The sequence below is a fragment of the Pantoea latae genome (genome assembly GCF_002077695.1).
GTDB lineage: Bacteria > Pseudomonadota > Gammaproteobacteria > Enterobacterales > Enterobacteriaceae > Pantoea > Pantoea latae.
In genome coordinates, this window is sequence record NZ_MWUE01000007.1 from 114370 (window position 1) to 128551 (window position 14182).

At 58.9% G+C, this 14182-nt stretch carries 11 protein-coding genes; 4 read left to right on the forward strand and 7 right to left on the reverse strand.

The window, feature by feature from the left end; all coding sequences use genetic code 11:
• The first annotated feature begins 744 nt into the window (after positions 1-744).
• Positions 745-5214, forward strand: a complete 4470-nt coding sequence (gene gltB / locus B2J69_RS04995; RefSeq protein ID WP_081136980.1) for a glutamate synthase large subunit — start codon at positions 745-747, stop codon at positions 5212-5214.
• A gap of 54 nt (positions 5215-5268) precedes the next feature.
• Positions 5269-6687 (forward strand): glutamate synthase small subunit, encoded by a 1419-nt coding sequence (locus B2J69_RS05000; RefSeq protein WP_081136982.1) that lies wholly within the window; start codon positions 5269-5271, stop codon positions 6685-6687.
• A gap of 35 nt (positions 6688-6722) precedes the next feature.
• Here B2J69_RS05000 and B2J69_RS24470 read toward each other — a convergent pair whose 3' ends face one another.
• From B2J69_RS24470 to zapE, 7 genes are all read right to left on the reverse strand, one after another.
• The gene (locus B2J69_RS24470; protein WP_081136984.1) at positions 6723-7343 is read right to left on the reverse strand and encodes an acyltransferase; all 621 of its coding nucleotides are present in this window, start codon (positions 7341-7343) and stop codon (positions 6723-6725) included.
• A complete protein-coding gene (locus B2J69_RS05010; protein ID WP_081136986.1) occupies positions 7303-8226 on the reverse strand; it encodes a glycosyltransferase in 924 nt (307 codons plus the stop codon). Before B2J69_RS05010 ends, B2J69_RS24470 begins: the two co-directional genes overlap by 41 nt.
• 205 nt (positions 8227-8431) lie before the next feature.
• The gene (sspB, locus tag B2J69_RS05015) at positions 8432-8917 is read right to left on the reverse strand and encodes a ClpXP protease specificity-enhancing factor (protein WP_081136988.1); all 486 of its coding nucleotides are present in this window, start codon (positions 8915-8917) and stop codon (positions 8432-8434) included.
• A gap of 3 nt (positions 8918-8920) precedes the next feature.
• Positions 8921-9562: a stringent starvation protein SspA gene (gene sspA / locus B2J69_RS05020; RefSeq protein ID WP_081136990.1), complete on the reverse strand. Its 642-nt coding sequence runs from the start codon at positions 9560-9562 to the stop codon at positions 8921-8923.
• Between the two features lie 327 nt (positions 9563-9889).
• Complete coding sequence (gene rpsI, locus B2J69_RS05025) at positions 9890-10282, reverse strand: 30S ribosomal protein S9 (RefSeq protein WP_031375459.1); 393 nt, start codon at positions 10280-10282, stop codon at positions 9890-9892.
• A 15-nt stretch (positions 10283-10297) separates the two neighbouring features.
• Positions 10298-10726 (reverse strand): 50S ribosomal protein L13, encoded by a 429-nt coding sequence (gene rplM / locus B2J69_RS05030; RefSeq protein WP_081136992.1) that lies wholly within the window; start codon positions 10724-10726, stop codon positions 10298-10300.
• Positions 10727-10954: 228 nt separating this feature from the next.
• Positions 10955-12082 carry a cell division protein ZapE gene (gene zapE / locus B2J69_RS05035; protein ID WP_081136994.1) on the reverse strand — a complete coding sequence of 376 codons (1128 nt, stop codon included), beginning with the start codon at positions 12080-12082 and terminating at the stop codon, positions 10955-10957.
• Between the two features lie 175 nt (positions 12083-12257).
• Between zapE and zapG the strand changes: the two genes are divergently transcribed.
• Together zapG and degQ are read left to right on the forward strand one after the other, a co-directional pair.
• Positions 12258-12659 carry a Z-ring associated protein ZapG gene (zapG, locus tag B2J69_RS05040; RefSeq protein ID WP_033749631.1) on the forward strand — a complete coding sequence of 134 codons (402 nt, stop codon included), beginning with the start codon at positions 12258-12260 and terminating at the stop codon, positions 12657-12659.
• 110 nt (positions 12660-12769) lie between these two features.
• Positions 12770-14140 (forward strand): serine endoprotease DegQ, encoded by a 1371-nt coding sequence (gene degQ / locus B2J69_RS05045; protein ID WP_081136996.1) that lies wholly within the window; start codon positions 12770-12772, stop codon positions 14138-14140.
• The last annotated feature ends 42 nt before the right edge of the window (positions 14141-14182 follow it).

Genomic DNA, 14182 nt, shown 5'->3' on the forward strand with positions numbered 1-14182 from the left:
ACCCCACGATCGCCGACGATAGCGGCCTGAGCGCTAAAAAACTTGACTAATTACGCCAGCTGAATAATCTGGAGGGCCGCCTGCTTATCGGCAAGTGGATGTTAAGCCCTCTCTTTTCTTTATCGGCAGCCTTTCGATGCCCCGGCCCTCCTTTTTCCTTATGAATTTAAATTCACTTTTCCTGCGTGAATAATCACCCCTTGCTTGATTAATTTTACTTATGACCACCCTCTGTTTGATTCAAATCTGCCGTTATAAGAAAAACAGATACATGATGTGCGGGTAATCTGCTATGCAGCATATCCTGCTGTTAAAGCCCCTCCAGCCAGCATTGTGCGGGGATATGACCGCATCATGACAGTGAGACAGTTCACATTTCCGGCGCTATGGGCAAATGGCTGATTGACAGTTTTTTACGGTTAAAAACCTTATTAATCATAATGATAACGCTGCAACACCGCTTAAAAAGACGACCAGGAACGCTATTTGACCTTATTCCGCTTTCCCGATAAGTTGGAAATCCGCTGGAAGCTTTCTGGATGGGTGCTCAGCCCGTCATATTTATGCAGTAACAGAGATTCCCCCTGTAACAAGACCTCGACGCTTGTGACAACGACGCCAACGGCCAGACAGATGGGGCGACACAGGAGTGCAGCGCATGATGCGCGCAGCCTGTCGCTTGATCCTTTCTGCGCCCGTAGCCCGACCAAAGGGAATCCACAGAGCCTGGGGAGGTTCACTGAAATGTTGTATGACAAATCCCTTGAAAAGGATAACTGTGGTTTCGGCCTCATCGCTCATATAGAAGGCGAACCAAGCCATAAGGTAGTGCGTACCGCAATCCACGCGCTGGCCCGTATGCAACACCGTGGCGCGATCCTTGCTGACGGCAAGACCGGCGACGGCTGTGGGCTGTTATTACAAAAACCTGACCGCTTTTTCCGCGTCGTCGCGGAAGAGAAAGGCTGGCGCCTGGCGAAAAATTACGCCGTGGGCATGCTGTTCCTCAGCCATGATGAGGAAGAGGCCCAGGCGAGCCGCCGCATTGTGGAAGAGGAAGTGGTCCGCGAAACCCTCTCTGTGGTCGGCTGGCGCGACGTGCCCGTCAATCAGGATGTGTTGGGAGAGATCGCCCTCTCCTCGATGCCGCGCATTCAGCAACTTTTTATCAACGCGCCGGCCGGCTGGCGCCCGCGCGATATGGAGCGTCGTCTCTATATGGCGCGCCGTCGCGCCGAGAAGCGTATGGAGCAGAGCGACGATAAAGCGTTCTACATCTGTAGCTTCTCCAACCAGGTCAATATCTACAAAGGCCTTTGCATGCCGGCCGACCTGCCGCGCTTCTATCTTGACCTTGCGGATCTGCGTCTGGAGTCGGCGATCTGCCTGTTCCACCAGCGCTTCTCCACCAATACCGTGCCGCGCTGGCCGCTGGCGCAGCCGTTCCGCTATATGGCGCACAACGGCGAGATCAACACCATTGCCGGTAACCGTCAGTGGGCGCGCGCCCGCGCCTATAAATTCAATACGCCGCTGATCCCCGATTTGCAGAACGCCGGTCCCTTCGTTAACGAAACCGGCTCCGACTCCAGCTCGATGGACAACATGCTGGAGCTGTTCCTGAACGGCGGTATGGATCTGGTGCGCGCGATGCGTCTGCTGGTGCCGCCCGCCTGGCAGAACAACCCGGATATGGATCCCGAGCTACGCGCCTTCTTCGACTTTAACTCCATGCATATGGAGCCGTGGGACGGCCCGGCGGGCATCGTGATGTCAGACGGCCGCTACGCCGCCTGTAACCTGGACCGTAACGGCCTGCGCCCGGCGCGCTACGTGATCACCAAAGATAAGCTGATCACCTGCGCCTCAGAAGTGGGCATCTGGGACTACCAGCCAGACGAGGTGGTGGAAAAAGGTCGCGTCGGCCCTGGCGAACTGATGGTGATCGACACCCGCATCGGCCGCATTCTGCACTCCGCAGAAACCGACCACGATCTCAAAAGCCGCCACCCCTATAAAGAGTGGATGGAGAAGAACGTTAAGCGGCTGGTGCCGTTCGAAGATCTGCCTGACAATCAGGTCGGCAGCCGCGAGCTGAACGATCCGCTGCTGGCGACTTATCAGAAGCAGTTTGGCTACAGCAGCGAAGAGCTGGACACCATTATCCGCGTGCTGGGCGAAAACGGCCAGGAGGCAGTCGGCTCGATGGGCGACGACACGCCGTTCGCCGTGCTCTCCAGCCGTCCGCGCATCATTTATGACTATTTCCGCCAGCAGTTCGCGCAGGTCACCAACCCGCCGATCGATCCGTTGCGCGAAAACCATGTGATGTCGCTGGCGACCAGCATCGGCCGCGAAATGAACGTCTTCTGCGAAGCGGAGGGTCAGGCGCACCGCGTCAGCTTTAAGTCCCCTATCCTGCTGTGGTCCGACTTTAATCAGCTGACCACGCTGGAAGGCGAATACTATCGCGCCGACACGCTTGATTGCACTTTCGATGCGGCGACACAGACGCTGGAGCAGGCGATGCACGCGCTGTGCGACGAAGCCGAGCGTATGGTGCGTAACGGCACCGTGCTGCTGGTGCTCTCCGATCGCGCCATTAGCGAAACCCGTCTGCCGGTGCCGGCGCCGATGATCGTCGGCGCGGTGCAGACGCGTCTGGTAGAGAAAAGCCTGCGCTGTGACGCCAACATCATTGTTGAAACCGCCAGCGCGCGCGATCCGCACCACTTCGCCGTGCTGCTCGGCTTCGGCGCGACCGCCATCTATCCCTACCTGGCGTATGAATCGCTGGCGAAGATGGTCGACAGCAACGTCATCGAGAAAGATTATCGCGCGGTGATGCTGAACTACCGTAACGGCATCAACAAAGGTCTCTACAAGATCATGTCCAAAATGGGCATCTCGACCATCGCCTCCTATCGCTGCTCGAAGCTGTTCGAAGCGGTGGGCCTGCACGCCGATGTGTCGGGTCTCTGCTTCCAGGGCGTGGTCAGCCGCATCAGCGGCGCCAACTTTGCCGATTTCCAGCAGGATCTGACCAATCTGGCGAAACGCGCCTGGCTGCAGCGTAAACCGCTGGACCAGGGCGGCCTGCTGAAGTACGTGCACGGCGGCGAGTATCACGCCTATAACCCGGATGTGGTGGGTACGCTGCAGCGCGCCGTCGAGAGCGGCGAATACAGCGACTACCAGGCCTACGCGAAGCTGGTGAACGAGCGTCCGGTGGCGACGCTGCGCGATCTGCTGGAGCTGCAGCCGGGCACCGAATCGATCCATATCGACGACGTCGAACCGGCCAGCGAGCTGTTTAAGCGTTTTGACACCGCGGCGATGTCTATCGGCGCGCTGAGCCCGGAGGCGCACGAGGCGCTGGCCGAAGCGATGAACTCGCTCGGCGGCTACTCGAACTCCGGCGAAGGCGGCGAAGATCCGGCGCGCTACGGCACCAATAAAGTGTCGCGCATCAAGCAGGTCGCGTCAGGCCGCTTCGGCGTCACGCCCGCCTATCTGGCGAACGCCGACGTGATCCAGATTAAAGTGGCGCAGGGCGCGAAGCCAGGCGAAGGCGGCCAGCTGCCGGGCGACAAAGTGACACCTTATATCGCGAAGCTGCGCTACTCGGTGCCGGGCGTGACGCTGATTTCGCCGCCGCCGCATCACGATATCTACTCGATCGAAGATCTGGCGCAGCTGATTTTCGACCTGAAGCAGGTTAACCCGAAGGCGATGATTTCAGTGAAGCTGGTGTCCGAGCCTGGCGTCGGCACCATCGCCACCGGCGTGGCGAAAGCCTATGCCGACCTGATCACTATCGCCGGCTACGACGGCGGCACCGGCGCCAGCCCGCTGAGTTCGGTGAAGTACGCGGGCTGTCCGTGGGAGCTGGGCCTGGTGGAAACCCAGCAGGCGCTGGTCTCCAACGGTCTGCGCCACAAGATCCGTCTGCAGGTGGACGGCGGCCTGAAAACCGGCCGCGACATTATCAAAGCGGCGATCCTCGGCGCGGAAAGCTTCGGCTTCGGCACCGGTCCAATGGTGGCGCTGGGCTGTAAATACCTGCGTATCTGTCACCTCAACAACTGTGCGACCGGCGTAGCGACCCAGGATGACAAGCTGCGTAAGAACCACTACCACGGCCTGCCGTTCAAAGTGACCAACTACTTTGAATTTATCGCCCGTGAAACCCGCGAGCTGATGGCGAACCTGGGCGTGAAACGCCTGACGGATCTGATCGGCCGCACCGAGCTGCTGAAAGAGCTGGACGGCTTCACCGCCAAGCAGCAGAACCTGGATCTCTCGGCGCTGCTGAAAACCGCGACGCCGATGCCGGGCAAAGCACTGCACTGCACCGAAGGCAGCAACCCGCCGTTCGATAAAGGCGAGCTGAACAAGGCGCTGCATAGCCAGGCGATGCCGTTTGTCGAAGCGCGACAGAGCAAGACGTTCTACTTCGACATCCGCAACACCGACCGCTCGGTAGGCGCGACGCTCTCTGGCGCGATCGCGGCGATCCACGGCGATCAGGGGCTGGCGGCGGATCCGATCCGCGCGCACTTCTCCGGCACCGCCGGGCAGAGCTTCGGCGTGTGGAACGCAGGCGGCGTCGAGCTGACGCTGACCGGCGACGCCAACGACTACGTCGGCAAGGGAATGGCTGGCGGCATGCTGGCGATCCGTCCGCCGGTCGGCTCGGCGTTCCGCAGCCATGAAGCGACCATCGCGGGCAACACCTGCCTCTACGGCGCGACGGGCGGCAAACTGTTCGCCGCTGGCCGTGCGGGCGAGCGTTTCGCGGTGCGCAACTCGGGCGCCATTACCGTGGTGGAAGGGATCGGCGACAACGGGTGTGAATATATGACCGGCGGCATCGTCTGCGTGCTGGGTCGCACCGGCGTGAACTTCGGCGCCGGCATGACGGGCGGCTTCGCCTACGTGCTGGATGAAGACGGCGAGTTCCGCAAGCGCGTCAACCCGGAGCTGGTAGAAGTGCTGAACGTCGACGAGCTGGCGATCCACGAAGAGCACCTGCGCGGCTTGATCACCGAGCATGTGCAGCACACCGGCTCCAGCCGTGGCGAAGAGATCCTCGCCAACTGGCCGCTCTGGTCGTCGCGCTTCGCCCTGGTTAAACCCAAGTCCAGCGATGTTAAGGCGTTGCTGGGTCACCGCAGTCGTTCCGCAGCCGAGCTGCGCGTGCAGGCACAGTAATAGTTCGTCCCGTCTGGCGCCGTGCGCCGGACGGGATAGCCGTAAGAGGTTACGATGAGTCAAAACGTATATCAATTTATCGACTTACAGCGCGTTGACCCGCCAAAGAAGCCGCTGAAAATCCGTAAAATTGAGTTTGTCGAAATTTATGAGCCCTTTTCTGACAGTCAGGTGAAGGCGCAGGCCGACCGCTGTCTCTCCTGCGGTAACCCTTACTGCGAGTGGAAGTGCCCGGTTCACAACTACATCCCTAACTGGCTGAAGCTGGCGAACGAAGGCCGCATTATCGAAGCAGCCGAGCTGTCGCATCAGACCAACAGCCTGCCGGAAGTGTGCGGCCGCGTCTGCCCGCAGGATCGCCTGTGCGAAGGCTCCTGCACCCTGAACGATGAGTTCGGCGCGGTGACCATCGGCAACATCGAGCGCTATATCAACGATAAAGCGATGGAGATGGGCTGGCGTCCGGATATGTCGCACGTCAAGCCGACCGGCAAGCGCGTGGCGATCATCGGCGCGGGCCCGGCGGGCCTCGCCTGCGCGGACGTGCTGACGCGCAACGGCGTGAAGGCGGTGGTCTACGATCGCCATCCGGAAATCGGCGGCCTGCTGACCTTCGGCATTCCGTCGTTCAAGCTGGAAAAAGAGGTGATGATCAAGCGTCGCGAACTCTTTACCGGAATGGGCATTGAGTTTCAGCTCAACACCGAAGTGGGCCGCGACGTGCAGATGAGCGACCTGGTAAACGCCTATGACGCGGTTTTCCTTGGCGTCGGCACCTATCAGTCGATGCGCGGCGGGCTGGAGAACGAGGATGCACCGGGCGTCTATGACGCGCTGCCGTTCCTGATCGCTAACACCAAGCACACCATGGGCTTTGCGCAGCAGGACGATCAGCCTTACATCTCAATGGAAGGCAAGCGCGTGGTGGTACTGGGCGGCGGCGACACCGCGATGGACTGCGTGCGCACCTCGATCCGTCAGGGCGCGACGCACGTGACCTGCGCCTATCGTCGCGATGAAGCCAACATGCCTGGCTCAAAACGCGAAGTAAAAAACGCGCGCGAAGAGGGCGTAGAGTTTCAGTTCAACGTGCAGCCGCTGGGCGTGGAAATCAACGCCAACGGCCGCGTCAGCGGCGTGAAAGTGGCGCGCACCGAGATGGGCCAGCCCGACGCGGCAGGCCGTCGTCGCGCGGAGATCGTGCCGGGATCCGAGCATGTGCTGCCCGCCGATGCGGTGGTGATGGCGTTTGGTTTCCGTCCGCACAAAATGGAGTGGCTGGCTGACTTCAGCGTTGAGCTGGACGATCAGGGACGCATTATCGCGCCGGAGCGCGCCGAGAGCGCCCATCAGACCAGCAACCCGAAAATCTTCGCCGGCGGCGATGCGGTACGCGGCTCTGACCTGGTGGTGACGGCGATCGCCGAAGGACGTAAAGCGGCCGAAGGCATCATGGACTATCTGGAAGTGTAATCCTTATGGCTCCGGCTACGGCCGGAGCCATACTCTTATCGCAACCACTTCACGACCTGCGCCGGATGGCCAGTCGCCAGCGCATAGTCAGGCACGTCGCGGCTGACCACGCTGCCCGCGCCAATCACCGCATGGGCGCCAATCGTTACGCCCTTCAGGATAATCGCGTTCATCCCAATCCAGGCGTGCTCACGAACCCGCACCGGCGCAGTCACAATGCGCGCCGCCTCATCCGTTTCGCCGCGCCCTACCAGCGGATGGCCGCTGCTGTCCATCAGCGTCACGTTTGGCCCGAATGTCACATGATCCTCAATCGTCACCTGCTGGTAGGCCACGATGGCCGTGCCCTGTAGCACTACGCCGTCGCCGATAACCAGCCGCCCTGCCCGCTCCGCGTTGCGTTTGACCAGCGTCAGCTTGACCCGACCGCAGTGAAATGCCAGCCGGTCGCATGACTCCATATAGACGTTGGCGCCAATCTGGATACCCTCGGCGAAGTCAGCCAGATGGGTCGGCAGCTGGCGATACGCCTCATCCCTGACCCAGGTAAAAGTGATATCGGGCGCGCCGGAAATTGTCGCCGAGGCACCGATCCGCACGCAGCGCTGGCCTGCCTCACTCTCCGCTGCGATAGAGATGTTTTCGTATGAAGGCATGATTCTCTCTCCGGCTCTGGTCGGCGTATAACGCTATCACTTTATTTAAGGAAAACTTACTTTCGCCCAGATCACAGCCATAAAAAGCAGTTTGCCACAGCTGATATTTAGCATGAATTTTTTTACCGGCATTTTCCGATTCGCCCTTATGATCGGCGACCAGTTTTTTATGAGGCACATGCAGCGAGCAAATATCGGGATCGACCACGAAACGATTATTTTGCAGAAATAATCTGACACCCAGATCGACATCTTCACCGCCCCAGCCGTTAAACGCCTCATCAAATAGTCCAGCTTTGAGCAGCGCCTCTTTTTCCGCCGAAACGTGGCAGGTCCAGAATATATCGAACGGCGCGGGCCAGGCGGAAATATTATAGCCAAACTCATCATACTGTTTCTGACGAATATCTACGGCGTGACATTCGCGGCACTGTGCAATCGCCGCGCGCACATCTTCGCCGTTGCCGAAAGCGTTCAGGTTCTGCGTCAGCGCCTCTGGCGCTTCAAAGCCCCAGACGTAGCCGATACAGGCGACGGGTGCGGTGCTGTGACGATGCAGCTGCAGATGGCGCGCCAGCGCATCCTGCTGAAGAAGGACGCCAGCGTCGATAAAGACAATATAGCGTCCCTCGGCTGCGGCGACGCCGATGTTTCGCGCTTTACCCGCGCGAAAGCCATTATCATTCTGCCAGTAGTAACGAATATTTAGCTGTTCGCTAAAACGCTGACAAAGTGCGGCGGTATCGTCACGGCCGCCGTCATCGACAACAATAACTTCAAAGCGATCTTTTTTAATCGTCTGCCGAGTGAGTGCGCGCAAAGTGTTTTCCAGCAGTGCGCACCGATTAAATGTTGGGATCACAACGCTTATTTCATCGTACATAATCACATCCCTGTCGGTTATTCCAATGATTAGCCTGTTAACTAAATTTATTTAATTAACGCGGAAACGTTAGATTTTTTTAACCTTGAGTTCAATGCCTGTATCGGGCTGAGGAGGTAATTCGCGGGCTTTATTGATCGCTGTCAAAGAACAGGACGGAAAAGAAAATGCCAGCGCGCTTTCACGGGCTGGCATCGGCCTGGGCTTATTTCACCACGCGCAGTGACGGGCGATGGCCGCGCGGCGGCGGATCGTCATCCGGCGATGGATCCTCTTCGGTGGCGTCGTCAGGACGATCGCCGTCGATCACCGACATCACCGGATCGGCTGGCGCCTCTTCCGCACCCTGCGCGCCCAGCTCGTAGGCCGGTTCCGGCTCGAACATGGTGCCCGCGCCGTTTTCACGCGCGTAGATCGCCAAAATAGCGGCCATCGGCACGGAGACCTGACGCGGCACGCCGCCGAAACGCGCGTTGAAGCGCACTTCGTCATTGCCCAGCTCCAGGTTGCCGACCGCGCGCGGCGCGATGTTCAGCACGATCTGACCGTCGCGCGCGTACTCCAGCGGCACCTGCACGCCCTGCAGATTAATGTCGACCACCAGATGCGGCGTCAGCTGGTTGTCGAGCAGCCAGTCGTAGAAGGCGCGCAGCAGGTAGGGACGACGGGCTGAGAGTTGCGACATTTCCATAGCTTAGCCTCGGGCTTGCAGGCGCATTTCGCGTTCCGCTTCCGTCAGCGACGCGAGGAAAGAGTCACGCTCGAATACGCGATTCATATAGCCTTTCAGTTCTTTCGAGCCGGCACCGGCCAGGTCGATGCCCATAGAGGGCAGACGCCACAGCAGCGGCGCCAGATAGCAGTCTACCAGGCTGAACTCTTCGCTCATAAAGAACGGCGTGCGCGCAAACAGCGGCGCGATGGCCAGCAGCTCTTCGCGCAGCTGTTTGCGCGCGGCGTCAGCTTCCTGACCGCTGCTCTTTTCAATGCGGTGCATCAGGCTGTACCAGTCCTGCTCGATGCGGTGCATCATCAGACGGCTTTCGCCGCGCGCAACCGGGTAAACCGGCATCAGCGGCGGATGCGGGAAGCGCTCGTCGAGGTACTCCATGATGATGCGGGATTCATACAGCGTCAGTTCACGATCTACCAGCGTCGGCACAGTGCGATACGGGTTGAGGTCAATCAGATCCTGCGGCAGGTTATCCATTTCGACCTGCTCGATCTCCACACTCACGCCTTTTTCAGCCAGTACGATGCGTACCTGATGGCTGAAAATGTCAGTGGGACCAGAAAACAGCGTCATTACCGAACGTTTGTTGGCAGCGACAGCCATGAAAACCTCCAAGTTTGTTCACAAAAAGTTACTGCGAATAGCCAACCACACGGCGACTCACCTGCTCAATCGTTCGCTCACAGCCTGCGCTAGCGTTGTCGCTCTGACATCCTGACAGAGGAGCGGCATCACACGCCGACATATGGGCGCAAAGTGACACAGAGTTTACCAGATTTTGGGCAGCTTGTGGGCGGGGATTCGAGATTTGCGGGGATTTTGCGAGCAGCGCAGAGAATTTACGCGCCGTGCGGCACGCGGCGCGCGCAAATAAAAAACCCGCCGGAGCGGGTTTTTCGTGCCAATCGCAGCAGCCGAAGCCGCAAACAATTAACGCTTGGAGAACTGCGGACGACGGCGTGCTTTACGCAGACCGACTTTCTTACGTTCAACCTGACGTGCGTCACGGGTAACGAAGCCCGCTTTACGCAGTTCAGCACGCAGAGATTCGTCGTACTCCATCAGAGCGCGGGTGATGCCGTGACGGATCGCACCTGCCTGACCAGAAATACCACCACCTTTAACGGTGACGTACAGATCGAATTTACCAACCAGGTCCAGCAGTTCCAGCGGCTGACGAACGACCATGCGTGCCGTTTCGCGACCGAAGTACTGTTCCAGAGAACGTTGGTTGATTACGATGTTGCCACTGCCCGGCTTGATGAATACGCGAGCGGTAGAGCTTTTGCGGCGACCAGTGCCGTAGTTTTGAGTTTCAGCCATTGCCTGTAATCCCGATTAAATGTCAAGAACTTGCGGTTGCTGTGCCGCATGGGTGTGCTCGTTGCCCGCGTAAACTTTCAGCTTACGGAACATTGCACGGCCCAGCGGGCCCTTCGGCAGCATGCCTTTAACCGCGATTTCAATCACACGCTCAGGACGGCGAGCAATCATCTCTTCAAAGGTCGCCTGTTTGATACCACCGATGTGGCCAGTGTGGTGATAGTAAATCTTGTCAGAACGCTTGTTGCCGGTAACGGCGACTTTGTCAGCGTTCAGAACGATGATGTAATCACCAGTATCAACGTGCGGAGTGTATTCCGCTTTATGCTTACCACGCAGACGGCGCGCCAGTTCAGTCGCCAGGCGACCCAAGGTTTTGCCAGTTGCGTCAACAACATACCAGTCACGCTGTACGGTTTCTGGTTTAGCTGTAAAAGTTTTCATCGAAAAGCTTACCCAAATTAAGTTACACGTTGGTGAAAACCCAAACGCTTAAGTAAACGGTTGAGGCTCACACGACCATTTTGACCAGCAAGCCCACCCCTTCGGATAGAGTTACCGGAGCACAACGGATTCGGGAAATAAATCCAGTTGCTGTAACGTGGGGTCGCAAGATTATAGAGAAGTCGATTGCAAAAATCGAACCCTATTTGATCTTTTTCTTGCGCGCCCTTAAGGCAGATGCGGCAGGCGCAGATACTCTTCGCTCTGCATCTCCTGCAGGCGCGACAGGCAGCGCTGGTACTCGAATTTCAGCCGCGTGCCCTGGTAAATTTCAAACAGCGAGGTTTCCGCCGCGACCACCAGTTTGACGTGGCGCTCGTAGAACTCATCCACCAGCGCGAGAAAGCGCCGCGCCTGATCTTCGGTTTTGTAAATCATCACCGGCACGTCGTAGAGCAGCACGCTGTGAAAGCGGCGCGACAGCTCGATATAGTCGTGCTGGCTGCGCCCTTCCCCGCACAGCGTCAGGAAGTCGATCGCCAGCACCCCTTCGCTGACGCCCAGCGTCGCCATCTGACGATGGTTGATCTCCAGCACCGGCGCGTCATCGCGCGCGCTGCCCGCCAGCGCCTTAAACATGCGCTCCATTTCGGCGTGCGTCGCCTCGTTAAGCGGCGCGTTCCACAGGTGCGCCGAAGTCAGGGTGCGCAGGCGGTAGTCGATGCCGGCATCGACGTTCATCACGTCACAGTGCTGTTTGATCTGCTCGATGGCCGGCAGAAAGCGCGCGCGCTGCAGCCCGTTGCGGTAGAGATCGTCCGGCGGAATGTTTGATGTCGCCACCAGCGTGATGCCGCGCGCGAACAGCGCCTCCATTAGCGTGCCGAGCAGCATGGCGTCGGTAATGTCGGAGACGAAAAACTCATCGAAGCAGAGAATGTCCGTTTCCGCTTTAAAGCGGTCGGCGATGGTCAGCAGCGGATCGCTCTGGCCCTGCAGCTGGGTCAGCTCTTCATGCACGCGCAGCATAAAGCGATGGAAATGGAGACGCAGCTTGCGGTTGCCAGGAATAGACTGAAAAAACAAGTCCATGACCCAGGTTTTGCCGCGCCCTACACCGCCCCACATATAGAGGCCGCGCACCGGCGTTTGCGCCTCAGATTTCTCTTTGCCCATCAGGCGGGAGAGGCGGCCGAACAGCCCTTTGCCGCTGGCGGACGGCTCGGGTTGACGCGCAATCAGCGCCCGCTGAACGGCGTCCAGTCGGGTGATGGCGTCGCGTTGTACATCATCGGGTTTAAAGTCGCCCTGCGACAGCGCCTGCTCATAGCGCGCAAGCGGAGATGAGGTTTGCATGGTTCTCTCAGAATCCCTGAAAAGGTCTTATTCACAGTTCGGTTGATGAAAAAAAGGCCGCTCTACACTAAGGCATGCCGCCTCAGAGTTCCACATCCATAAGATTAACGGGTATAGTGACTACTATTGAAATGGTGGATGCCCTACAAACAACGGAAATTACATGGGAGTCATTATGACCTGGGAATACGGGCTAATTGGTTTGGTAATTGGCATTATTGTCGGCGCGGTTGCCATGCGTTTCGGTAACAAAAAGCTGCGCGAGCAGCGCAGCATGCAGTACGAGCTGGAAAAATCCAAAGCGGAACTGGCGGACTACCGCGAAGAGCTGACTAACCACTTCGCGCAGAGCGCCGAGCTGCTGGACAATATGGCACGCGACTATCGCCAGCTCTACCAGCATATGGCGAAAGGATCGAATGATCTGCTGCCGAACCTGCCGGGCGAGAAGAACCCCTTCGCCTACCAGCTGACAGAAGCGGAAGCGGACAACGATCAGGCGCCGGTGCAGATCCCGCGCGACTATTCTGAAGGCGCTTCCGGCCTGCTGCGTGGCGAACGCGCCGCGCGCGACTAATCTTATTGGGGCGTAATCGGGTTACGCCCCGCTTTTTTGCGAACCCAGACCCTGAATCAGCTGTCACAGACGTTTACTCCCCCACTTTTCGCAGCGAGAGCGTTGTAGCAATGAAAAAACAAGCACGACTGTTAAGCGCATTAGCCTTGAGCATCGGGATGAGCCTTGCCGCAACGCCTGCGGCGATGGCGACGTTGCCCGCGCAGATTCAGGGCCAGCCGTTACCTAGCCTGGCGCCGATGCTGGAAAAAGTGTTGCCGGCGGTGGTCAGCGTTCACGTTGAGGGAACGGAAGCGGCCAGCCAGGCGCAGGATATTCCCGAACCGTTAAAACGCTTTTTCGGTCAGGCGCCAGGCGGCGATCAGGCGCAGCCGTTTGAGGGCCTGGGCTCCGGCGTGATTATCGACGCCGCCAAAGGCTATATCCTCACCAATAACCATGTCGTCAACGGCGCGGACAAGATCAGCGTGCAGCTTGGCGACGGCAGTGAATATGACGCGAAGCTGATTGGCCATGACGAACAGACCGATATCGCGCTGATTCAGGTAGAAGGCGCGAAGAATCTGACGCAGGTGAAAATCGCCGACTCCGATCAGCTGAAGGTCGGCGACTTCGCCGTGGCAATCGGCAACCCGTTCGGGCTGGGTCAGACCGCCACCTCCGGCATCATCTCCGCGCTGGGGCGCAGCGGCCTGAATCTGGAAGGGCTGGAGAACTTTATCCAGACCGACGCGGCGATTAACCGCGGCAACTCCGGCGGCGCGCTGGTCAACCTGAACGGCGAGCTGATCGGCATCAACACCGCGATCCTGGCGTCGAGCGGCGGCAATATCGGCATCGGCTTCGCTATTCCTAGCGACATGGCGATGAACCTGGCGCAGCAGCTGATCAAATATGGCGAAGTGAAGCGCGGCCAGCTCGGCATCAAAGGCACCGAAATGACGGCGGATATCGCCAAAGCCTTTAACGTCGATGCGCAGCGCGGCGCCTTTGTCTCTGAAGTGCTGCCGCAGTCCGCCGCGCAGAAAGCGGGCGTGAAGTCGGGCGATATTATTACCTCGATTAACGATAAGCCGATCACCAGCTTTGCCGAACTGCGCGTGAAGGTGGGCACCACCGCGCCGGGCGAGAAAGTGAAGCTCGGCCTGCTGCGTGACGGCAAGCCGCTATCGGTCGAAGTGACGCTGGAGCAGAGCGCGCAGAGCACCGCCAGCGCGCAGCTGATGTCCCCGGCGCTGCAGGGCGCGACGCTGAGCGACGGCGCCACCAAATCGGGCGACAAAGGCGTGAAGATCGACAGCATCGATAAAGGCACGGCGGCTGAGCAGGTCGGCCTGCAGAAAGATGACGTGATTGTTGGCGTCAACCGCACGCGCGTCACCAGCCTGGCTGAAATGCGCAAGGTGCTGGAAGGCAAACCGCCGGTGCTGGCGCTGAACGTGGTGCGCGGCGACGAGTCAATCTACCTGCTGCTGCGCTAATCCCCTCTGACAGGCGAACAACACAAGCGCGTGTTTGTTCGC